Here is a 19,442-nt window from a genome sequence, read left to right on the forward strand (position 1 = left end):
CTCAGCGACTGGGTGGGCGGTGCAGGTCCCGGTAGTCCTGACAGGCGAGACCGAAGGCACGCAGCAGCGCCATCGACACCGGGTTGGAGGCGGCCTGCCACTCGGGATGCCACTGCACCGCGAGCTGGAAGACCGGGCCCTGCGGGTGGCCGCCGATCGAGAAGGCCTCGACCAGGCCGTCAGGCGCGCGGGCCTCGATGTTCAGGCCCTCGGCCAGACGGCTCACGCCCTGGCCATGCACGCTGTTGACGACGATGTCGGCCGGTCGGCCCAGGGTGCCCAGCGCGCGCGCCATCAGGCCCTCGGGCGCCAGGCGGACCGGATGGGCCGGACCGTACTGAACCTCGACCGGATCCTCGCTGCGCGAGCGGTGGTCGGCCAGGCCGTCGACTTCCTGCACCGCCTGGTGCAGCGTGCCGCCGAGCGCGACATTGACCTCCTGGAAGCCGCGGCAGATCGCCAGCAGCGGCATGCCGCGCGCGACCAGCTTCGGGATCAGCGGCAGCGTCCAGTCGTCGCGCGCCGGATCGAGCGGCAGGGTGTCGTCATGCACCGCCTGGCCGAAATGGCTCGGGTGCACATTGGAGGGCGAGCCGGTCAGCAGCACGCCATCGGCCAGGTCGAGCAGGGCGTCGAGTTCCTCGCGGGAGGCGGAGGGCACCACCAGCGGCAGTGCGCCGGCCAGGCGCACCGCATCGACATACTTCTGGCCTGCGACATGGAAGGGATGCTGTCCGAGCATCCGGTTGCAGGCCGGGACCAGCACCACAGGGGGCCGGCGGGACGGGATCGAGCTGTTCATTGGGCTTGCCGCGACCAGGTTATTGGCCTGGAGGCGCTGGGCTTACTGACCTCACTGCGGGTCGGACAAGGGGCACCGAGGTGTTGCATGGAGTGTGCCAGCACCAATCGGGTGCGTCCACCGGGTTCCCCCGATGGCAATGGCCGGGCTGCGGTCTTCAGCCGGTGAGGTCGCGCAGCCGGTGCCACAGCATGCCCAGCACCAGCGTCGGGGTGCGCAGGCGCTCGCCGCCGGGAAAGGGGCGGTGCCGCAGCCGCGCGAACAGGTCGAAGCGACTGGCGTCCTCGCAGATCGCCTCGGCCACCAGCTTGCCGGCCAGCCCGGACAGCGCCAGACCGTGGCCCGAGAAGCCCTGCAGCAGATAGATCGGTGCACCGGCCGCCCCATCCGGGGGCAGGCGGCTGAAATCGGGTGCACGGTTCATCGTGATGTCGACGAAGCCGCCCCAGACATGGGTCAGCGGCCGCCAGGCCAGACGCGGGAAGACCCGGGCGAGGCGCGCCTGCAGGCTGCCGGCCAGGTTCGGCGGGGTCAGGGTGCTGTAGCTGACCTTGCCGCCGAAGAGCAGGCGCTGGTCGGCGGTCGGGCGGAAATAGTCGAGCACGAAGTTGCTGTCGCAGACCGCCGCGCGGGTGGGCAGCAGCCCGTCCATCTCGCTGGGATCGAGCGGCTCGGTCACGCCGACATAGGTGCCCACCGGCATGATGCGCGCGCCGGTGCCCGGCGGCAGCGCGCCGACGCCGGCCAGCGCCGGCAGGTGCACATTGCCGGCCAGCAGCACCTGGTCGGCGACCACCTGGCCCTGCGGCGTGCGCAGCAGCGTGACGCTGCGGTGGCGCTCGACGCGCTGCACCGGGCTGTGCTCATGCAGCCGCGCGCCCTCGCGCCAGGCGGCGTCGGCCAGGCCGAGCGCGTACTTGAGCGGATGCAGATGGCCGCCGCGGCGGTCGTAGCAGCCGCCGTGGTAGCGCGGGCTGCGGATGTGCAGGCCCAGCGCCGCGCGGTCCAGCCACTGGGTCGGATGATCGTAGACGCTGGCCATGCGCTCGGCATCGCGGCGCAGCGCGGCAGCCTTGCGCGCGCTGGTGGCCACCGTCAGCGCGCCCGACTGCCAGTCGCAGGCGATGCGGTAGCGGTCACGCCGGGCATGGATCAGCGTCAGCGCCTCCAGCGTCATCGCCCACAGGCGGCGCGCATCGGCCAGGCCGAGCTGGGCCTCGATCTCGTCCATGCCGCAGGCCAGACCGCCCAGGGCCTGGCCGCCGTTGCGCCCCGAGGCCGCCCAGCCGAGCTGCTGCGCCTCCAGCAGCACCACCTGCCGGCCACGTTGCGCCAGCTCCAGCGCGGCCGACAGTCCGGCCAGGCCGCCGCCGACGATTGCCACCTCGGCGCGGACCTCGCCGTGCAGCGCGCGGTGGTCCTGCCGGCGTGATGCCGTCTCGGCGTACCAGGAATGGCGGGCCAGCGATCGGTCGGTCTGCAGCAGCATGCGCGCGTCGTCTCTCCCTGTCCGGCGGCTGCCGGGTTCGCACTGATTGTGCGGCAGGCGCTGCGGCGCGTGAAGCCTGTCACGACCTGGAACCGATCCCGTCCCGTCACGCACCCAGGCGCGCAGTGGAACAATCGCTTCCCTGATTCCCTGACCGTTTTCCTGACCGTTTCGATCGCACGGAGCTTGCCCATGTCCTCTCTCTGCCCGTCTTCCGGCGTGCCGTCTCCCGCCCTGCCTGCAGGCGCCCTCGAGCGGCTCGAGGCGCTGCTGTCCTGTCCGGCCGGCGCGGCCGGCACCGGCGGGCGGCGGGTGCTCGGCCTGGTCGGGGCGCCGGGCGCCGGCAAGTCGACGCTGGCCGAGGCGCTGCTGCAGCACTGCGAGCGCCTGCAGCCCGGCCTGGCCTGCCTGGTGCCGATGGACGGCTTCCATCTGGCGCAGGCCGAACTCGAGCGCCTGGGCCGCGCCGCGCGCAAGGGCGCGCCCGACACCTTCGACAGCGCGGGCTTCGTGGCGCTGCTGCGCCGGCTGCGGGCGCCGGTCGCGGGCGAGACGGTCTACGCGCCGGTCTTCCGCCGCGAGATCGAGGAGCCGGTGGCCGGCGCGATCGGCGTGCCCGACACCGTGCGCCTGGTCATCACCGAGGGCAACTATCTGCTGCTGGACGAGCATGGCTGGGCGCCGGTGCGCGGGCTGCTGGACGCGTCCTGGTATGTCGGCGTCGACGACGCGCTGCGCCGGCGCCGGCTGGTCGAGCGCCATGTCCGCTTCGGCCGCACCCCCGCCGAGGCCGAGGCGTGGGCCGAGTCGACCGACGAGCCCAATGCCCGGCGCATCGCCGCCACCCGCGAGCGCGCCGACTGGACCGTCATGATCGGCTGAGTCCCGTCAAATCCATTGTCAAACGGTTGTCACGGGAGGGCGACAGCATCGCGGGTCAGATCCTGTTTCACATTTGCCGGAGTCCGTCTGCCATGTCCGATGTCGCCCGATCCGCTGCCGGAGCCGTCCGCCGTACCGTGCTGACCGTCGTGGCCGACCCGGTGATCCGCGAGCTGCTGGCGCTGCATCTGCGCGAGGCCGGCTTCTTTGCGGTCACCGCCGCCACCTCGGCCGAGGCCTGCCGTCTGGCCGGCGAGGTGCTGCCCGATGTGCTGCTGATCGATCCCGATGCGCCCGAATGCGCCGATCTGGCCTTCTGCGCCCGCCTGTCGGAGGCGGTGCGCATCGTGGTGCTGTCGGGCTCGCCGGCCTGCTGCAGCCGGGTGCCCCGGGTCGCGCTGTGCCTGCACAAGCCCTATGCGCCCCGTGATCTGGTCGAGCGGCTGCAGGGCCTGCCGGACCGCGACGATTCGCCCGACCTGAGCCGGCAGGGGGGGCTCGAGATCGATCTGGACCGCCACCTGATCACCGTGCGGCGCCAGGGCCGGCGGGTCGAGCTTGACCTGTCGCCGGTGGAGCTGCGGCTGCTGCGCTGTCTGGTCGAGCAGCCTGGCCGGGTGCTGACCCGCGAGATGCTGCGCAGCCAGGTCTGGGGCGAGGGGGCGGCGGTCGATCTGCGCACCGTCGACCAGAACATCCGCCGGCTGCGCCGCGAGCTGGGCGAGGCCGATGCGGGCGAGCTGATCCGCACGGTGCGCGGCATCGGCTACCGCTTCAGCGAGGGCGCGACTGCCTGAAGCCATTCCCTGTCTTCCCTGTCGGCCTGAAACCTGGCTTGCATCCGCGGCGAGGAGTGCGAAAATGAAATAAACGCACCTCCTTGCCCCATGTCATTGCAGATATCCGAAACGGTCCAGCCCGGCGTGCCGACCGGTCGGGTTCACTGGCTGGTGGCGATGAACCGTCGCAACCGGTCGATGGCCTTCGTGCTGCTGTGGCCGGCGATGGCGGCGCAGATGCGCGGGATCGAAGCGGCCGGACCGCTGGCCTGGACGCTGCTGACGCTGCACCTGCTGCTCTTGCCGCAGCTGATGTACTGGCGTGCCTGCCAGTCGACCCAGCCCCGGGAGACCGAGGTCGGCCACATGCTGCTGGATGCGCTCTGCTTCGGGCTGTGGTCGGGCTGGCTGGGGCATCCGCTGTGGATCACCGCCGCCACCTCGGTCTGCATCACCGCCAACCTGATGGCCTTTCGCGGGCCCCGCGGCGCGCTGCAGGCGCTCGGGCTCTATCTGGGGGGCGGTGCGCTGATGACCCTGGGCCTGGGCATCACGCCGGTGCTCGAGACCGACCGGATCGCCACGCTGCTGAGTCTGCTGACGCTCGAGGTCTATCTGCTCGGCTTCGCCTACGGCGCCTATCAGCGCTCGATGCTGCTGCACCGCACCCGGGCCGAGCTGCAGCAGCGCGAGCGCGACCTGCAGCAGCGGCTCGACCAGATCGCGGCGCTGCAGGAGCGCCTGACCGAGCAGGCACGGCGTGATCCGCTCACCGGGCTGCACAACCGGCGCTTCCTGACCGAGCGGGTGCATGAGCTGACGCGCAGCGGCAGCGGGGCCTGCACGTCGATCGGCGTGATGCTGGTCGACATCGACCATTTCAAGCAGGTCAACGACCGGCATGGCCATCTGGCCGGCGACCGGGTGCTGCAGGCGGTGGCGCGGCTGCTGGCGCTGGCGCACGAGGAGGGTGCCGAGGTGGTCTGCCGCTACGGCGGCGAGGAGTTCCTGCTGCTGCTGCCCGACCGGGGCGCCGCACGCATGCGGGCGCTGGCCGAGCGGCTGCGCGGCGGGGTGGAGGCGCTGCGCATCGAGCCGGGCGGCGGCACGGCCGAGCCGATCACGGTCACGCTGTCGATCGGCTGGGCCAGCGGGCAGGGCGAGCCGATCGAGCGGCTGATCGACCGCGCCGACCGGGCGCTCTACCGCGCCAAGCAGGCCGGGCGCAACCGGGTCGAGTCCGGCCTGGGCTGAACCGGGCCGGGCCGGGCCGGGCTTCCTTATGATCGGCGCATGTCCGATTCCCTCTTCACGCCCGCCGACGAGCGCGCGATGCGCCTGGCGCTCGACCAGGCCCTCAATGCCGCGCTGGTCGGCGAGGTGCCGGTCGGCGCGGTGATCCTGCGCGACGGCCAGCTCATCGCCACCGGCTACAACCGCCCGATCACCACCCACGACCCGACGGCGCATGCCGAGATGGTGGCGCTGCGCCATGCCGCCGAGCTGCTCGAGAACTACCGCCTGCCCGACTGCGAGCTGTTCGTGACGCTGGAGCCCTGCGCGATGTGCGCGATGGCGCTGATGCACGCGCGCTTCAAGCGGGTGGTGTTCGGTGCCTGGGATCCGAAGACCGGCTCGGCCGGCTCGGTGGTCGACCTGTTCGCGCAGCCGCAGCTCAATCACCACACCACGGTGCAGGGCGGGCTGCTGGCCGAGCCCTGCGGCGATCTGCTGCGCGAGTTCTTCGCCCGGCGCCGCGCCGAGCAGAAGGCGCAGCGCCAGCGCGAGCGCGAGGCGCTGGCCGGCCTGCAGGCGCCGGCGGCCGAGCTGCCCGCCATCCCGGCCGGCGAGGCGCTCGAACTCGATGCCGCCCAGCTGGCCGGCCTGAGCGATCTGAACGATCTGAACGATCTGAGTGATCTCAGTGATCTGAACCAACCGGGATTCAAGCGATGAGCCTGAGCGAATCCGTTGTCAGCGTGGCCCGGCCGACGCTGACCCTCTACAGCCCTTCCGGCGTGGTGATGCGCGCGCCCGACCTGCGCCGCGCCGCCTCCCGGCTGGAGCGGCTGGGCTTCGCGGTGACGGTCGACGCCAGCGCGACCGCCAAGTTCCAGCGCTTCGCCGGCGACGACGACACCCGGCTGGCGGCGCTGCACCGTGTCGCCGATGCGGCGCCTTCGATCGCGCTGGCCACCCGCGGCGGCTACGGCCTGACCCGGCTGCTCGACCGCATCGAATGGGACCGGCTGGCCGCGGCGGTCGACCGCGGCACCCGCTGGGTCGGCTACAGCGACCAGACCGCGCTGCAGCTGGCGCTGCTGGCGCACACCGGGCGCAGCAGCTGGCACGGCCCGCTGGGCATCGAGGACTTCGGCCGCACCGACGGCGACGGCCCCGGCGGTCTGGACGACCTCACGCCCGACTGCTTCATCGAGGCGATGAGCGGCGAGCTGGAGGCGGTCGGCTTTCGCACCGCGGCGGGCTTCGACGGCCTGCACGGCCACGGCGTGCTGTGGGGCGGCAACCTGACGGTGCTGTGCTCGCTGCTGGGCACGCCGCACTGGCCGCGCATCGAGGGCGGCATCCTGTTCGTCGAGGACATCAACGAGCATCCCTATCGGGTCGAGCGCATGCTGCTGCAGCTGCACCAGGCCGGGGTGCTGGCGGCGCAGAAGGCGGTGCTGCTGGGCGACTTCGGCGGCTGGCGCAAGTCGCCGCTGGATCGCGGCTACACGCTCAAGACCATGGTGGCGCAGCTGCGCGCGGTCTGCCCGGTGCCGATCCTGACCGGTCTGCCCTTCGGTCATGTGCCGACCAAGGTGACGCTGCCGGTGGGCCGCTGCGTCGAGCTGCAGGTGCTGCGCCGCGACGTGCTGCTGTCCTGGGCCTGCGACCACGACCACGACTGACGCCGTGACGCCGTGACGCCGTCATCCTCGCGAAGGCGAAGACCTACCCCCGCCGCGTCGCGATCAGCGACTTCACCTGCGGCGCCTGCAGCACCGGGCGCACCGCCTCGGCCTCGGCCAGCGGCTGCACCTCGACCAGCGTGGCCAGGCAGCGCCGGGTCAGGTCGTGATAGGTGCGGGTGCCCTCGAGCTTCCAGGCCACCTCGGCCTCGCTGAGTTCGCGCATCCGCTTCGCGGGCATGCCCGCCACCAGCGTGCGCGGCGCCACCCGTGCGCCCGCCGGCACGAAGGCGCAGGCCGCGACGATCGCCTCCGCGCCGATCTCCGCCTCGTCCATCACCACCGCGTTCATGCCGACCAGCGCGTCGCGGCGCACGGTGCAGCCGTGCAGCACCGCGCCGTGGCCGATGTGGCCGTTGCGCTCGATCAGCGTGACCTGCTCGGGAAAGCCGTGCACCACGCAGGTGTCCTGCAGATTGGCGCCTTCCTCCAGCACGATGCGGCCGAAGTCGCCGCGCAGGCTCGCGCACGGGCCCACATAGCAGTCCGGGCCGACATGCACGTCGCCGATCAGCACCGCGGTCGGATGCACATGCGCGCTCGGATGCACGACCGGGATGACGCCTTCGAGGCTGTAGCAGGGCATCGGGGTTCTCCTTGATTGTCCGGGATCAAGCTGGGAGCCTAATATCTACCGAACGGTCGGTCAATTGACGAGACCCCAGGAGACACCCTGATGCCTGACGTGACGCCCGAACCCTCTGCACCCTCTGCGGCCCCTGAATCTCCGCTGCGCCTGGAGCGCACCGGCGCGGTGCTGACGCTGACGCTGGACCGACCGGCGGTGCTCAACAGCCTGACCACCGAGCTGCTGCGCGCGCTCTTCCTGGCGCTGGACGCGGCGGCCGAGGATGCCAGCGTGCGCTGCGTGGTGCTGACCGGCGCGGGCCGGGCCTTCTGCGCCGGGCAGGATCTGGCCGATCCGGCGATCTCGCCGCCGGACGAGGCCGCGCGCGCCAGCGGCGCCGCGCCGAAGGACATCGGCCATCTGCTGGCGCATTTCTACCGGCCGATGCTGCTGCGGCTGCGCTCGATGCCGGTGCCGGTGATCGCGGCGGTCAACGGCGTGGCCGCCGGCGCGGGCGCCAACCTGGCGCTGGCCTGCGATCTGGTGGTGGCGGCGCGCTCGGCCAGCTTCATCCAGGCCTTCTCGAAGATCGGCCTGGTGCCGGACTGCGGCGGCACCTGGCTGCTGCCGCGCGCGGTCGGCCGGGCGCGGGCGCTGGGCCTGGCGATGCTGGGCGAGCGCCTGCCCGCCGTGGAGGCCGAGCGCATCGGCCTGATCTGGCGCTGCGTCGACGATGCCGAGCTGGTGGATGAGGTCGGCGCGCTGGCCGCGCGGCTGGCCGCGATGCCGACGCGTGCGCTGGTCGAGACCCGCCGCGCGCTGGATGCCGCGCAGCAGACCGACCTGGCCGGCGCGCTCGACCACGAGCAGGCGCTGCAGCGCGAGCTGGGCTTCGCGCACGACTATCAGGAAGGCGTGGCCGCCTTCATGGCCCGGCGCGCGCCGAGCTTTTCCGACCGCTGATTCCGACCGCTGAGCGAGCGCCATGAACGGACACGATCTGAGCCCCCAGGCCACCGCCGACCATGTGGCCGTCGCGATGATGCGCGAGGACCGCGCCTGCCAGGCGCTGGGCATCGCGGTGGCGTCGATCGCGCCGGGCCGCGCGGTGATGACGATGGCGGTGCGCCCCGACATGCTCAACGGCTTCGGCATCTGCCACGGCGGGCTGATCGCCACGCTGGCGGACTCGGCCTTCGCCTATGCCTGCAACGCGTACAACGAGCTGACGGTGGCCTCCGGCCTGTCGGTGGACTTCCTGGCGCCGGGCCGCGAGGGCGACCTGCTCACCGCCGCGGCCGAGGAGGTCTCGCTGGCCGGGCGCACCGGCGTGTACGACGTGACTGTCACCAACCAGCGCGGCGAGCGCATCGCGGTCTTCCGCGGGCGCTCCCACCGCATGAAGGGTCGGCCGACCGTGCCGCCCGCCGTCTGAGTGAGGAGATTTCGCCCCATGCCCGTGCGCCAACCCGCCCCCGGCGACCTGGAGCCGATCGAGACCGCCAGCCGCGACGAGATCGCCGCGCTGCAGCTCCAGCGCCTGCGCCAGACGCTGCGCCATGCCTATGACAACGTGCCGCACTACCGCCAGGCGTTCGACGCGCGCGGCGTGCATCCGGACGACCTGAAGACGCTCGCCGACCTGGCGAAGTTTCCGTTCACCACCAAGAAGGATCTGCGCGACAACTATCCCTTCGGGCTGTTCGCGGTGCCGCGCACCCAGGTGGCGCGCATCCATGCCTCGTCGGGCACCACCGGCAAGCCCACCGTGGTCGGCTACACCTCGGGCGACATCGACCGCTGGGCCGATCTGGTGGCGCGCTCGATCCGCGCCGCCGGCGGCCGTGCCGGCGACATCGTGCACATCGCCTACGGCTACGGCCTGTTCACCGGCGGCCTCGGGGCGCACTACGGCGCCGAGCGCCTGGGCTGCACCGTGATCCCGATGTCGGGCGGCCAGACCGAGAAGCAGGTGCAGCTGATCCGCGACTTCCAGCCCGACCTCATCATGGTCACGCCGAGCTACATGCAGGTGATCGTCGAGGAGTTCGCGCGCCAGAGGCTGGACCCGCGCGGGATGTCGGTGAAGGTCGGCATCTTCGGCGCCGAGCCCTGGACCGAGGCGATGCGCCGCGAGATCGAGGAGAAGGCCGCGATCGACGCGGTCGACATCTACGGCCTGTCGGAGGTGATGGGCCCGGGCGTGGCCAGCGAATGCGTCGAGAGCAAGGACGGCCCGGTGATCTGGGAGGACCACTTCTACCCCGAGATCATCGACCCGGAGACCGGCGAGGTGCTGCCCGACGGCCAGGAGGGCGAGCTGGTCTTCACCACGCTGACCAAGGAGGCGCTGCCGGTGATCCGCTACCGCACCCGCGACCTCACCCGGCTGCTGCCGCCGACCTCGCGCGCCTTCCGGCGCATCGGCAAGATCGTCGGCCGCAGCGACGACATGCTGATCATCCGCGGCGTCAATGTCTTCCCGACCCAGATCGAGGAGATCGTGCTGGCGCATGCGCAGCTCTCCGGCCAGTACCAGATCCATGTCGGGCGCGAGGGGCACCTCGACGAGGTGCGGGTGTGCTGCGAGAGCCAGCCGGGGCTGGCGCTGTCGCCGGCCGATGCCCGCGCCGCGGCCGACTGGGTGACGCAGCGCATCAAGACGCTGGTGGGCATCTCGACCCGGGTCGAGGTGCTGCCCAGCGATTCGCTCGAGCGCACGCTGGTCGGCAAGGCCCGGCGGGTGTTCGACCGCCGCCCGCGCTGAGGCGGCCCTTCCGCATTCAGGAGCCAAGCATGTACACGCAAGCCATGGACACGATGGGCCGCGACGGCCCCGGCGAGGGCGCCGCACGCCCGGTGCGCAGCGTCGAGGAGATGCAGCGCGAGCGCCATCTGCAGGAGCGCTTCGACGCGCGCATCGACGACGGCGGCTTCATCGAGGCCAAGGACTGGATGCCCGAGAACTACCGCCGCACGCTGCTGCGCCAGATCAGCCAGCACGCGCACTCGGAGATCGTCGGCATGCTGCCCGAGGGCAACTGGATCACCCGCGCGCCCACGCTCAAGCGCAAGGCCATCCTGATGGCCAAGGTGCAGGACGAGGGCGGCCACGGCCTCTACCTCTATGCCGCGGCCGAGACGCTGGGCTCCAGCCGCGACGAGATGCTGGGCGCGCTGCACTCGGGCCGCGCCAAGTACAGCTCGATCTTCAACTACCCCACGCTGACCTGGGCCGACATCGGCGTGATCGGCTGGCTGGTCGACGGCGCGGCGATCATGAACCAGGTGCCGATCTGCCGCTGCTCGTACGCGCCCTATGCGCGCGCGATGGTGCGCATCTGCCGCGAGGAGAGCTTTCACCAGCGCCAGGGCTACGACAGCCTGCTGGTGATGATGAAGGAGGGCACCGAGGCGCAGCGCGCGATGGTGCAGGACGCGGTGGACCGCTGGTGGTGGCCCTGCCTGATGATGTTCGGCCCCACCGACGACCAGAGCCCGAACTCGGCGCAGTCGATGCGCTGGGGCATCAAGCGCATCTCCAACGACGACCTGCGCCAGAAGTTCGTCGACGCCACCGTGCCGCAGGCCGAGGTGCTCGGCGTCACGCTGCCCGACCCGGACCTGAAGTGGAACGAGGCGCGCCAGCACTGGGACTTCGGTCCGATCGACTGGGCGGAGTTCTGGCGCGTCGTCGGCGGCGACGGACCCTGCAACCGCGAGCGGCTGCAGATGCGCGTCGACGCCTGGGAAGAGGGCGCCTGGGTGCGCGAGGCCGCACTCGCCCACGCCCGCAAGCACACCGAACCGGAGAAGGTTTCCGCATGAGCACCCCGAACGCACCGACCGGCCACGAAGCCGCCCGCAACGAATGGCCGCTGTGGGAGGTCTTCGTCCGCCCGAAGGCGGGCCTGGACCACAAGCACTGCGGCAGCCTGCATGCGCCGGATGCCGCGATGGCCATCCAGCTGGCCCGCGAGGTCTATGCCCGCCGCCAGGAAGGCACCAGCATCTGGGTGGTGCCCTCCAGCCAGATCACCGCCAGCGATCCCGGCGACAAGGACATCTACTTCGATCCGATGGAGGACAAGGTGTACCGCCACCCGACCTTCTACGCGCTGCCCGAGTCCGTGAACCACATGTGAGCGGAGCGACCGACCGATGAGCACGCCTTCCATCCAGCCCGGCCGCGATCCGGCGGTGCAGTACCTGCTGCGCCTGGGCGACTTCTGCCTGATCCATGCGCAGCGCCTGGGCGAGTGGTGCGGCCACGCGCCCATCCTCGAGGAGGACATCGCGCTGACCAATCTCGCGCTCGACCTGATCGGCCAGGCGCGTGCGCTGCTGACCCGCGCCGGCCAGGTCGGCCACGAGCGCGGCGCACCGGCCGCCTTCGACGAGGACCAGCTCGCCTTCCTGCGCGAGGAGCGCGACTACCTGAACCCGACGCTGGTGGAGCTGCCGCGCGGCGACTTCGCCTTCACCGTGCTGCGCAATGCGGCGGTCGCCACCTGGATGCGGCTGATGTGGACGCGGCTGCAGGCTTCCCGCGACGCCGAGCTGGCCGCGATCGCCGCCAAGGCGCTGAAGGAGTCGCGCTACCACGAGCAGCATGCGGCCGACTGGGTGGTGCGCCTGGGCGACGGCACGACCGAGTCGCACCGCCGGCTGCAGGACGCGCTCGACCGGCTCTGGCGCTACACGCCGGAGCTGTTCGAGGCCGATGCGGTCGACGAGGCGGCGGCGGCCAGCGGCCTGGGCCCGCGCTGGGCCGATCTGCGCGAGGACTGGCATGCGGCGATGCAGGCGCTGCTGGACGAGGCCGGCGTGCGTGCGCCGGCCACGGGCAGTCATGTCACCACCGGCCGGCGCGGCGTGCACAGCGAGCACATGGGCCGGCTGCTGGCCGAGATGCAGCATCTGCAGCGCGCCTATCCGGGCGGAGCCTGGTGATGTGCGGCGCGCAGGTGCTCGGCCGCATCGAGGCGGCGTGGCAGGCGATCGACCCGGTGCCCGATCCGGAGATCCCGGTGCTGACGCTGCGCGATCTCGGCATCGTCCGCGAGGTGCGTCTGGACGCGGAGGGCGCGCTGGAGGTGGTGCTCACGCCCACCTACAGCGGCTGCCCGGCCACCGAGGTGATCTCGGCCAGCGTCGCCGAGGCGCTGGAGGCCGCGGGCCTGGCGCCCTTCGCGGTCACGCTGCGCCGCGCGCCGGCCTGGACCACCGACTGGATCAGCGAACAGGGCCGCCAGCGCCTGCGCGAGTACGGCATCGCGCCGCCGGGGCCGGTGGCGGCCGGCGAGGGCGTGCCGGTGCGGCTGCATCGCCGCGCGTCCGCGTCCGCTCCGGCGGCGTCGGCCGATCCGTCCTGCCCGCGCTGCGACAGCCCGCGCACCGAGAGGCTGTCGGCCTTCGGCTCGACCGCCTGCAAGTCGCTGTGGCGCTGCCTGGCCTGCCGCGAGCCCTTCGAGCACTTCAAGCCGATCTGAATCCGAACCGGATCCCGACATCATGAGCCTGCATTTCCACGAACTCACCGTCCGCGAGGTCCGCCCCGACACCGACGAGGCGGTGCTGCTGAGCTTCGAGCTGCCCGAGACGCTGGCCGAGACCTTCCGCTTCGAGGCCGGCCAGTACCTGACGCTGCGCGCCGAGGTGGGCGGCGAGGACCTGCGCCGCTCCTACTCGATCTGCGCCGCGCCGCGGGACGGCGTGCTGCGGGTGGGCGTGCGCCGGGTGCCCGGCGGGCGCTTCTCGAACTGGATCGGCACGCGGCTGAAGGCCGGCGACACGCTGCAGGTCTTTCCGCCGCAGGGCCATTTCACGCTGCCCGCGCCGGCGGCCGAGGGCGCGGCGCGCCATGTCGTCGGCTTCGCGGCCGGCAGCGGCATCACGCCGATCCTGTCGATCCTGAAGACGGTGCTGGAGACCGAGCCGGCCAGCCGCTTCACGCTGGTCTATGCCAACCGCTCGCTGCGCTCGACGATGTTCCGCGAGGAACTCGAGGACCTGAAGAACCGCTTCCTGACCCGGCTGGCGCTGCACCCCGTCTTCTCGGTCGAGCCGGTGGACACGCCGCTCAACGCCGGCCGGCTGGACGAGGCCAAGCTGGCGCTGCTGCTGCGCACCGTGGTGCCGGCGGACCGGATCGACCAGGCCTTCGTCTGCGGCCCGCATGGCTTCAACGACACCGTCGAGGCCGGGCTGAAGGCCGCCGGCGTGGCGCCCGAGCGTCTGCATGTCGAGCGCTTCGGCGTGCCGGATGCCGAGCGCGGCCAGTCGCCCGCGCAGCTGCATCCGGTGCTGCCGGGCGACGCGCCGCAGGCGACGGTGAGCATCGTGCGCGACGGCCTGCGCCGCGAGATCGAGTTCCGCGCCGGCGACGCCAGCCTGCTGGAGGCGGCCGCGCGTGCCGGACTGGACGTGCCGTATTCCTGCAAGTCCGGGGTATGCTGCACCTGCCGGGCCCGCGTGCTCGAGGGGCAGGTGCGCATGGATCGCAACTTCTCGCTCGAGGCCCACGAGGTGGCCGCCGGCTTCGTGCTGACCTGCCAGTCGCATCCGCTGACCCCCCGGGTCGTGCTGTCCTTCGACGAGCGCTGAGCGCGTCCTGCCCCGCCTCGACGCGCCTGCGCCCCGACCGACGCCCGACCCCCGACGCATCCTGATCCCGTGGCCCGTACCCGCTCCCCCGCCTATGACGACCAGCGCGAGATGATCCTCGCCCATGCCGCCGACCTGTTCGCGCGGCGCGGCTATCCCGCCACCTCGATGAACCAGCTGGCCGAGGCCTGCGGCCTGTCCAAGCCGACGCTCTACCACTACTACCGCGACAAGTACGCGCTGCTGGTGCAGATCGCCGAGGGCCATGTCGGCCGGCTGGCCGAGCTGGTGGCCGAGATCGAGGCCGAGGGCCTGCCGGCGCGGCCGCGCCTGCACCGGCTGATCATCCGCTTCGTGCAGGAATATGCCGGCGCGCAGAACGCGCACCGGGTGCTGACCGAGGATGTGCGCTTCCTGGAAGAAACCGACCGCGAGCGCATCCTGGTGACCGAGCGCCGGGTGGTCGACGGCTTCGCGCGCGCGCTGGGCGAACTGCGCCCGGACCTGGACGCGGCGCGGCTGGCGGTGCCGGTGTCGATGCTGCTGTTCGGCATGATCAACTGGATGTTCACCTGGCTGCGGCCCGACGGCTCGCTGGACCACGAGGCGATGGCCCCGATCGTCGCCGATCTCTTTCTTGGCGGGCTGCCGCATGTGAGCGTGCCCGCCCCACCCCCCAGAGGAGACACACCGTGAAGAAGACCCCCGCCCCCCGCACCTTGCTGGCGCTGGCTGCCGCGCTGCTCAGCACCGCCGCGCTGGCCGACATCAACGTCGGCGTGACCGTCTCGGCCACCGGCCCGGCCGCCTCGCTGGGCATTCCGGAGAAGAACACCATCGCGCTGATGCCCAAGACGATCGGCGGCGAGAAGGTGAACTACATCGTGCTGGACGATGCCTCCGACACCACCACCGCGGTGGCCAACACCCGCAAGCTGCTGACCGAGCACAAGGTCGACATCATCATCGGCTCGACCACCACGCCCAACTCTCTGGCGATGATCGACGCGGTGGCCGAGGCGCAGACGCCGATGATCTCGATGGCGGCCTCGGCGCGCATCGTCGAGCCGCAGGACGCCAAGAAGCGCTGGGTCTTCAAGACGCCGCAGAACGACATCCAGATGTCGCTGGCGATCGCCGAGCACATGGCGTCTGCCGGCGTGCGCACGGTGGGCTTCATCGGCTTCGCCGACGCCTACGGCGAGGGCTGGTTCCAGGAATTCACCAAGGCGGTCGAGCTGAAGAAGCTGCGTGTGGTGGCCAGCGAGCGCTATGCGCGCACCGACACCTCGGTCACCGGCCAGATCCTGAAGCTGATGTCGGCGCAGCCCGACGCGATCCTGATCGCCGGCTCGGGCACGCCGGCGGTGCTGCCACAGCGCACCCTGAAGGAGCGAGGCTACGCGGGCAAGCTCTACCAGACCCACGGCGTGGCCAATGCCGACTTCCTGCGGGTGGGCGGCAAGGATGTCGAGGGCACCTTCCTGCCGGCCGGCCCGGTGCTGGTGGCCGAGCAGCTGCCCGCCAGCCACCCGGTGCGCAAGTCGGCGCTGGCCTATGTCGCCGCCTACGAGGCGGCGCACGGCAAGGGCAGCGTCTCGACCTTCGGCGGCCATGCCTGGGATGCCGGCCTGCTGATGAGCGCCGCCGCCCCGGTGGCGCTGAAGAAGGCCAGGCCCGGCACGCCGGAATTCCGCGCCGCGCTACGCGACGCGATCGAGCAGGTGCGCGAGCTGCCCGGCGCGCACGGCATCTTCAGCCTGTCGGCGGCCGATCACCTGGGCCTGGACCAGCGCGCCCGCGTGATGGTCAGGATCGACAAGGGCACCTGGAAGTACGCACCGTGAGCGGGGTGCCGATCATGAGCACGAGCACCGTGATGCCTCTGCAGAGCTTCATCGCCGGGCGCTGGATCGGCGCCGAGCCGGCCGCGGCGCTGCGCAGCGCGATCGACGGCCGCGTCGTCGCGCACACCCATGCCGAGGCGATCGACTTCGGCGAGGCGGTCGACTTCGCCCGTGCGGCCGGCCTGCGCGGGCTGCTGGCGCTGGACTTCCAGCAGCGCGCGCAGCGGCTGAAGGCGCTGGCGAAATACCTGCTCGAGCACAAGGAGACGCTCTACGCCGCCTCCGTGCCCACCGGGGCCACCCGCAGCGATGCCTGGATCGACATCGAGGGTGGCATCGGCACGCTGTTCGCATACGCCAGCCTGGGCGCGGGCGAGCTGCCCTCGGGCAACGTGCTGCACGAGGGCCCGGTCATGCCGCTGGGCAAGGGCGGCGGCTTTGCCGGCACGCACATCCTGGTGCCGCGCCGGGGCCTTGCGGTGCACATCAACGCCTTCAACTTCCCGGTCTGGGGCCTGCTGGAGAAGTTCGCGCCCAGCTTCCTGGCCGGGCTGCCGTGCATCGGCAAGCCGGCGACCGCGACCAGCTACCTGACCGAGGCGCTGGTGCGGCTGATCGATGCCAGCGGCCTGCTGCCGGCGGGCAGCCTGCAGCTGGTGATCGGCGCCACCGGCGACCTGCTCGACCGGCTCGACGGCCGCGACGTGGTCACCTTCACCGGCTCGGCCGACACCGCCGCCCGGCTGCGGGTGCATCCGAACCTGGTGCGCCAGTCGGTGCCCTTCAACGCCGAGGCCGATTCGCTCAACGGCGCGGTGCTGGCCGACGACGTGACGCCGGACGACGAGGAGTTCGAGCTCTTCGTGCGCGAGGTCGCGCGCGAGATGACGGTCAAGGCCGGGCAGAAATGCACCGCGATCCGCCGCGCGCTGGTGCCGCGGCGCCATCTCGACGCGGTGGCCGAGCGGCTCAAGGCCCGTCTGGGCCGCATCGTCGTCGGCGACCCGGCGCTGGAGGGCGTGAAGATGGGTCCGCTGGCCTCGCACGCGCAGCAGGCCGATGTGGCCGAGCGGGTGGCGCTGCTGCGCGAGCATGCCGAGCTGGTCTGCGGTGGCGGCACCGATGTGATCCCGCTCGGCGCCGGGACCGATCACGGCGCCTTCTTCGCGCCGACGCTGCTGCTCAGCCGCGACCCGTGGCAGCACGGCGCGGTGCACGATGTCGAGGCCTTCGGCCCGGTCAGCACGCTGATGCCATTCGACTCGATGGACGAGGCGGTCGAGCTGGCCGCGCGCGGGCGCGGCTCGCTGGTGGCCTCGCTGGTGACGCGCTCGCCGAAGGTGGCCGCGCAGGTGGTGCCGGCGATGGCGGCGCTGCACGGGCGGCTGCATGTGCTGGACCGCGTCTCCGCCAAGGAGTCGACCGGCCACGGCTCGCCGCTGCCGTCGCTCAAGCATGGCGGGCCGGGGCGCGCCGGCGGCGGCGAGGAGCTGGGCGGCATCCGTGCGGTCAGGCACCTGCTGCAGCGCACCGCGGTGCAGGGCTCGCCGACGATGCTGGCGGCCGTCACCGGCGAGCATGTGCGCGGCGCCGACCTCATCGAGACCGAGGTGCACCCGTTCCGGCGCCACTTCGAGGATCTGCAGGTCGGCGAGTCGCTGCTGACGCACCGGCGCACCGTGACCGAGGCCGACATCGTCGCCTTCGGCGGCATCTCGGGCGACTTCTTCTACATGCACTTCGACGAGGTCGCGGCCCGGCAGACGCAGTTCGGCCAGCGCATCGCGCACGGCTATTTCGTGCTGTCGGCGGCCGCGGGCCTGTTCGTGTCGCCCGCGCCGGGGCCGGTGCTGGCCAACTACGGGCTGGACACGCTGCGCTTCGTCAAGCCGGTGGCCATCGGCGACACCATCCGCGCGCGGCTGACCTGCAAGCGCAAGATCGACCGCAACCGGGTCGATCCCAGCGGCGTCGGCCAGGGCGTGGTGGCCTGGGATGTCGAGGTCAGCAACCAGCACGGCGAGCTGGTGGCCAGCTACGACATCCTGACGCTGGTGGCCAAGCGGGGGTGAGGGCGGGGCGGGGGGCGGCAGCCGTTCCCCGCATCCTCCATCCCGAGGATGTGCCAGCCCTGTCCGCGGGCGATACTGCGCGCCTGAGGCACTCCGTGCCATCTCCGGGGGGAGCAACAGGCCATGGACATCGATGCGCTGATCCGTCATCCGTCGCTGCAGGCGCTGATGCCGCGGCTGGAGCGCCTGCGCGACAAGCGCTTCAGCGATCTGGTCGACCAGCAGGGCCACCAGTATGTGGACCTGGTGATGGAGGGCGGCGGCATGCTCGGCATCGCGCTGGTGGGCTACACCTGGGCGCTGGAGCAGGCGGGGCTGCGCTTCCTGGGGCTGGGCGGTACCTCGGCCGGCTCGATCAACGCGCTGCTGCTGGCGGCGCTGGGGCCGCCGGCCCAGGCCAAGGGGTCGCAGCTGCTGCAGGATCTGGCGGCGCTGGACTTTCGCGGCTTCGTCGACGGCGGGCGCCGCAGCCGCCGGCTGATCGATGCGGCGCTGGAGCCCGACCCCAGCCCCTGGCGGCTGGCCTGGCGGGCCTGGCGTGTGCGCCGCCTGCTGAAGGCGCGGCTCGGGCTCAATCCGGGTGCGGTCTTCCAGGACTGGATTCACGGCGTGCTGGCGCGCGAGGGCGTGGGCACGCTCGAGGCGCTGCAGGCGCGCCTGGCCGAGTCGCCGCCGGGGCTGTGGAACCGGCGCCAGAACCGGCTGCTCGAGCCGCACGAGGCGCGTGGGCGGCTGGCGATCGTCGCTGCCGATGTGGCCTCCGAGAGCAAGGTGGTCTTTCCCGACCATGCGGCGCTGTATTTCGCCGACCCGGCGCGGGCCGATCCGGCGCTGTTCGCGCGGGCGTCGATGTCGATTCCCTTCTTCTTCGAGCCGCTGCGCCTGAGCGTGCCGCAGGACGACGGCGCGGTGCGGCGCTGGCGCGACGCGGTCGGCTATGACGCCGCTCAGGAGGGCGGGCTGCCGTCGCAGGGCATCTTCGTCGACGGCGGGGTGATCTCGAACTTCCCGATCCATCTCTTCCACAACTACAGCCGCATTCCGACCCGGCCGACCTTCGGCGTGAAGCTGCAGCAGGATGAGCGCCGGCGCCGCATCGACGGGCCGCTGAGCCTGTTCGGTGCGGTCTTCGACTCGGCCCGCCATGCGCTGGACTACGACTTCCTGTCGAACAACCACGACTACCGCCAGCTGGTGCAGCACATCGCCTGCCGCGACGTGAACTGGCTGGACTTCAGCATGGACGACCGCGCCCGCGCCGCGCTGTTCCGCGAAGGCGCCGCCCGGGCGGTGGACTTTCTCGAGCGCTTCGACTGGGAGGCCTACCGGGAGCTGCGCTCGCGGCTGGTCTTCCCGACCGCCTCGGCCTCGACGACCGGGCGGATGCGGATGACGTAGAGGCTGCGGCCCGCCCCTGCCGTCACG

20 protein-coding genes are annotated in these 19,442 nt (G+C 71.9%); 17 read left to right on the forward strand and 3 right to left on the reverse strand.

Translation table 11 applies throughout. The annotated features are described in order from the left end of the window. Position 1: 1 nt before the first annotated feature. Complete coding sequence (locus NFT33_RS02100; RefSeq protein WP_251672793.1) at positions 2-802, reverse strand: gamma-glutamyl-gamma-aminobutyrate hydrolase family protein; 801 nt, start codon at positions 800-802, stop codon at positions 2-4. Positions 803-959: 157 nt separating this feature from the next. After that, positions 960-2,291, reverse strand: a complete 1,332-nt coding sequence (locus NFT33_RS02105) for an NAD(P)/FAD-dependent oxidoreductase (protein ID WP_251672795.1) — start codon at positions 2,289-2,291, stop codon at positions 960-962. Between the two features lie 192 nt (positions 2,292-2,483). On the opposite strand from NFT33_RS02105, the gene NFT33_RS02110 reads away from it, so the two are divergent. The 5 genes from NFT33_RS02110 to NFT33_RS02130 all read left to right on the forward strand — a co-directional run bounded on the left by NFT33_RS02110 (position 2,484) and on the right by NFT33_RS02130 (position 6,864). Further along, complete coding sequence (locus tag NFT33_RS02110; RefSeq protein WP_251672797.1) at positions 2,484-3,173, forward strand: nucleoside/nucleotide kinase family protein; 690 nt, start codon at positions 2,484-2,486, stop codon at positions 3,171-3,173. A gap of 92 nt (positions 3,174-3,265) precedes the next feature. Beyond that, entirely contained in the window at positions 3,266-3,970 is a 705-nt protein-coding gene (locus tag NFT33_RS02115; RefSeq protein ID WP_251672799.1) for a winged helix-turn-helix transcriptional regulator, read from the forward strand. A gap of 159 nt (positions 3,971-4,129) precedes the next feature. After that, positions 4,130-5,206, forward strand: a complete 1,077-nt coding sequence (locus NFT33_RS02120) for a GGDEF domain-containing protein (RefSeq protein ID WP_251672801.1) — start codon at positions 4,130-4,132, stop codon at positions 5,204-5,206. A gap of 39 nt (positions 5,207-5,245) precedes the next feature. Next, a complete protein-coding gene (gene tadA, locus NFT33_RS02125) occupies positions 5,246-5,908 on the forward strand; it encodes a tRNA adenosine(34) deaminase TadA (RefSeq protein WP_251672804.1) in 663 nt (220 codons plus the stop codon). Next, entirely contained in the window at positions 5,905-6,864 is a 960-nt protein-coding gene (locus tag NFT33_RS02130) for an LD-carboxypeptidase (protein ID WP_251672806.1), read from the forward strand. The genes tadA and NFT33_RS02130 overlap by 4 nt, the downstream gene beginning before the upstream one ends. Before the next feature lie 43 nt (positions 6,865-6,907). Here NFT33_RS02130 and NFT33_RS02135 read toward each other — a convergent pair whose 3' ends face one another. Next, the gene (locus tag NFT33_RS02135) at positions 6,908-7,510 is read right to left on the reverse strand and encodes a phenylacetic acid degradation protein PaaY (protein ID WP_251672808.1); all 603 of its coding nucleotides are present in this window, start codon (positions 7,508-7,510) and stop codon (positions 6,908-6,910) included. A gap of 90 nt (positions 7,511-7,600) precedes the next feature. On the opposite strand from NFT33_RS02135, the gene NFT33_RS02140 reads away from it, so the two are divergent. From NFT33_RS02140 to NFT33_RS02195, 12 genes are all read left to right on the forward strand, one after another. Then, entirely contained in the window at positions 7,601-8,455 is an 855-nt protein-coding gene (locus tag NFT33_RS02140; RefSeq protein ID WP_251672811.1) for an enoyl-CoA hydratase-related protein, read from the forward strand. A 22-nt stretch (positions 8,456-8,477) separates the two neighbouring features. Further along, complete coding sequence (gene paaI / locus NFT33_RS02145) at positions 8,478-8,927, forward strand: hydroxyphenylacetyl-CoA thioesterase PaaI (RefSeq protein ID WP_251672813.1); 450 nt, start codon at positions 8,478-8,480, stop codon at positions 8,925-8,927. 18 nt (positions 8,928-8,945) lie between these two features. Continuing rightward, positions 8,946-10,259, forward strand: coding sequence for a phenylacetate--CoA ligase PaaK (gene paaK, locus NFT33_RS02150; RefSeq protein ID WP_251672815.1), 1,314 nt, complete (start codon positions 8,946-8,948; stop codon positions 10,257-10,259). Between the two features lie 29 nt (positions 10,260-10,288). Then, the gene (paaA, locus tag NFT33_RS02155; RefSeq protein ID WP_149503682.1) at positions 10,289-11,320 is read left to right on the forward strand and encodes a 1,2-phenylacetyl-CoA epoxidase subunit PaaA; all 1,032 of its coding nucleotides are present in this window, start codon (positions 10,289-10,291) and stop codon (positions 11,318-11,320) included. Next, positions 11,317-11,637, forward strand: coding sequence for a 1,2-phenylacetyl-CoA epoxidase subunit PaaB (paaB, locus tag NFT33_RS02160; protein ID WP_149503681.1), 321 nt, complete (start codon positions 11,317-11,319; stop codon positions 11,635-11,637). The genes paaA and paaB overlap by 4 nt, the downstream gene beginning before the upstream one ends. 16 nt (positions 11,638-11,653) lie before the next feature. Beyond that, positions 11,654-12,445 (forward strand): 1,2-phenylacetyl-CoA epoxidase subunit PaaC, encoded by a 792-nt coding sequence (gene paaC / locus NFT33_RS02165; protein ID WP_251672817.1) that lies wholly within the window; start codon positions 11,654-11,656, stop codon positions 12,443-12,445. After that, positions 12,445-12,984, forward strand: coding sequence for a 1,2-phenylacetyl-CoA epoxidase subunit PaaD (gene paaD / locus NFT33_RS02170; protein WP_251672819.1), 540 nt, complete (start codon positions 12,445-12,447; stop codon positions 12,982-12,984). Before paaC ends, paaD begins: the two co-directional genes overlap by 1 nt. A 22-nt stretch (positions 12,985-13,006) precedes the next feature. Continuing rightward, on the forward strand, positions 13,007-14,098 hold the full coding sequence (gene paaE / locus NFT33_RS02175) for a 1,2-phenylacetyl-CoA epoxidase subunit PaaE (RefSeq protein ID WP_251672821.1): 1,092 nt from the start codon (positions 13,007-13,009) through the stop codon (positions 14,096-14,098). Positions 14,099-14,167: 69 nt separating this feature from the next. Then, the gene (locus tag NFT33_RS02180) at positions 14,168-14,794 is read left to right on the forward strand and encodes a TetR/AcrR family transcriptional regulator (RefSeq protein WP_251672823.1); all 627 of its coding nucleotides are present in this window, start codon (positions 14,168-14,170) and stop codon (positions 14,792-14,794) included. Then, positions 14,791-15,945, forward strand: a complete 1,155-nt coding sequence (locus NFT33_RS02185) for an ABC transporter substrate-binding protein (protein WP_251672826.1) — start codon at positions 14,791-14,793, stop codon at positions 15,943-15,945. The genes NFT33_RS02180 and NFT33_RS02185 overlap by 4 nt, the downstream gene beginning before the upstream one ends. A gap of 14 nt (positions 15,946-15,959) precedes the next feature. Continuing rightward, positions 15,960-18,017, forward strand: coding sequence for a phenylacetic acid degradation bifunctional protein PaaZ (gene paaZ, locus NFT33_RS02190; RefSeq protein WP_251672828.1), 2,058 nt, complete (start codon positions 15,960-15,962; stop codon positions 18,015-18,017). A 123-nt stretch (positions 18,018-18,140) separates the two neighbouring features. Further along, a complete protein-coding gene (locus NFT33_RS02195) occupies positions 18,141-19,415 on the forward strand; it encodes a patatin-like phospholipase family protein (RefSeq protein ID WP_251672830.1) in 1,275 nt (424 codons plus the stop codon). Positions 19,416-19,442 lie beyond the last annotated feature (27 nt).

Source organism: Sphaerotilus sp. FB-3 (genome assembly GCF_023706025.1).
In the GTDB taxonomy this organism is placed as follows: Bacteria; Pseudomonadota; Gammaproteobacteria; order Burkholderiales; family Burkholderiaceae_C; genus Sphaerotilus; species Sphaerotilus sulfidivorans.

Coding starts and splice junctions, on each gene's coding strand:
- NFT33_RS02110 (WP_251672797.1), top strand. CDS start 2,484: ATGTCCTCTCTCTGCCCGTCTTCCGGCGTGCCGTCTCCCGCCCTGCCT.
- paaC (WP_251672817.1), top strand. CDS start 11,654: ATGAGCACGCCTTCCATCCAGCCCGGCCGCGATCCGGCGGTGCAGTAC.
- paaK (WP_251672815.1), top strand. CDS start 8,946: ATGCCCGTGCGCCAACCCGCCCCCGGCGACCTGGAGCCGATCGAGACC.
- paaZ (WP_251672828.1), top strand. CDS start 15,960: ATGAGCACGAGCACCGTGATGCCTCTGCAGAGCTTCATCGCCGGGCGC.
- NFT33_RS02140 (WP_251672811.1), top strand. CDS start 7,601: ATGCCTGACGTGACGCCCGAACCCTCTGCACCCTCTGCGGCCCCTGAA.
- NFT33_RS02135 (WP_251672808.1), bottom strand. CDS start 7,510: ATGCCCTGCTACAGCCTCGAAGGCGTCATCCCGGTCGTGCATCCGAGC.
- NFT33_RS02195 (WP_251672830.1), top strand. CDS start 18,141: ATGGACATCGATGCGCTGATCCGTCATCCGTCGCTGCAGGCGCTGATG.
- NFT33_RS02115 (WP_251672799.1), top strand. CDS start 3,266: ATGTCCGATGTCGCCCGATCCGCTGCCGGAGCCGTCCGCCGTACCGTG.
- tadA (WP_251672804.1), top strand. CDS start 5,246: ATGTCCGATTCCCTCTTCACGCCCGCCGACGAGCGCGCGATGCGCCTG.
- paaI (WP_251672813.1), top strand. CDS start 8,478: ATGAACGGACACGATCTGAGCCCCCAGGCCACCGCCGACCATGTGGCC.
- NFT33_RS02120 (WP_251672801.1), top strand. CDS start 4,130: ATGAACCGTCGCAACCGGTCGATGGCCTTCGTGCTGCTGTGGCCGGCG.
- NFT33_RS02105 (WP_251672795.1), bottom strand. CDS start 2,291: ATGCTGCTGCAGACCGACCGATCGCTGGCCCGCCATTCCTGGTACGCC.
- paaB (WP_149503681.1), top strand. CDS start 11,317: ATGAGCACCCCGAACGCACCGACCGGCCACGAAGCCGCCCGCAACGAA.
- NFT33_RS02130 (WP_251672806.1), top strand. CDS start 5,905: ATGAGCCTGAGCGAATCCGTTGTCAGCGTGGCCCGGCCGACGCTGACC.
- NFT33_RS02100 (WP_251672793.1), bottom strand. CDS start 802: ATGAACAGCTCGATCCCGTCCCGCCGGCCCCCTGTGGTGCTGGTCCCG.
- paaE (WP_251672821.1), top strand. CDS start 13,007: ATGAGCCTGCATTTCCACGAACTCACCGTCCGCGAGGTCCGCCCCGAC.
- paaA (WP_149503682.1), top strand. CDS start 10,289: ATGTACACGCAAGCCATGGACACGATGGGCCGCGACGGCCCCGGCGAG.
- paaD (WP_251672819.1), top strand. CDS start 12,445: ATGTGCGGCGCGCAGGTGCTCGGCCGCATCGAGGCGGCGTGGCAGGCG.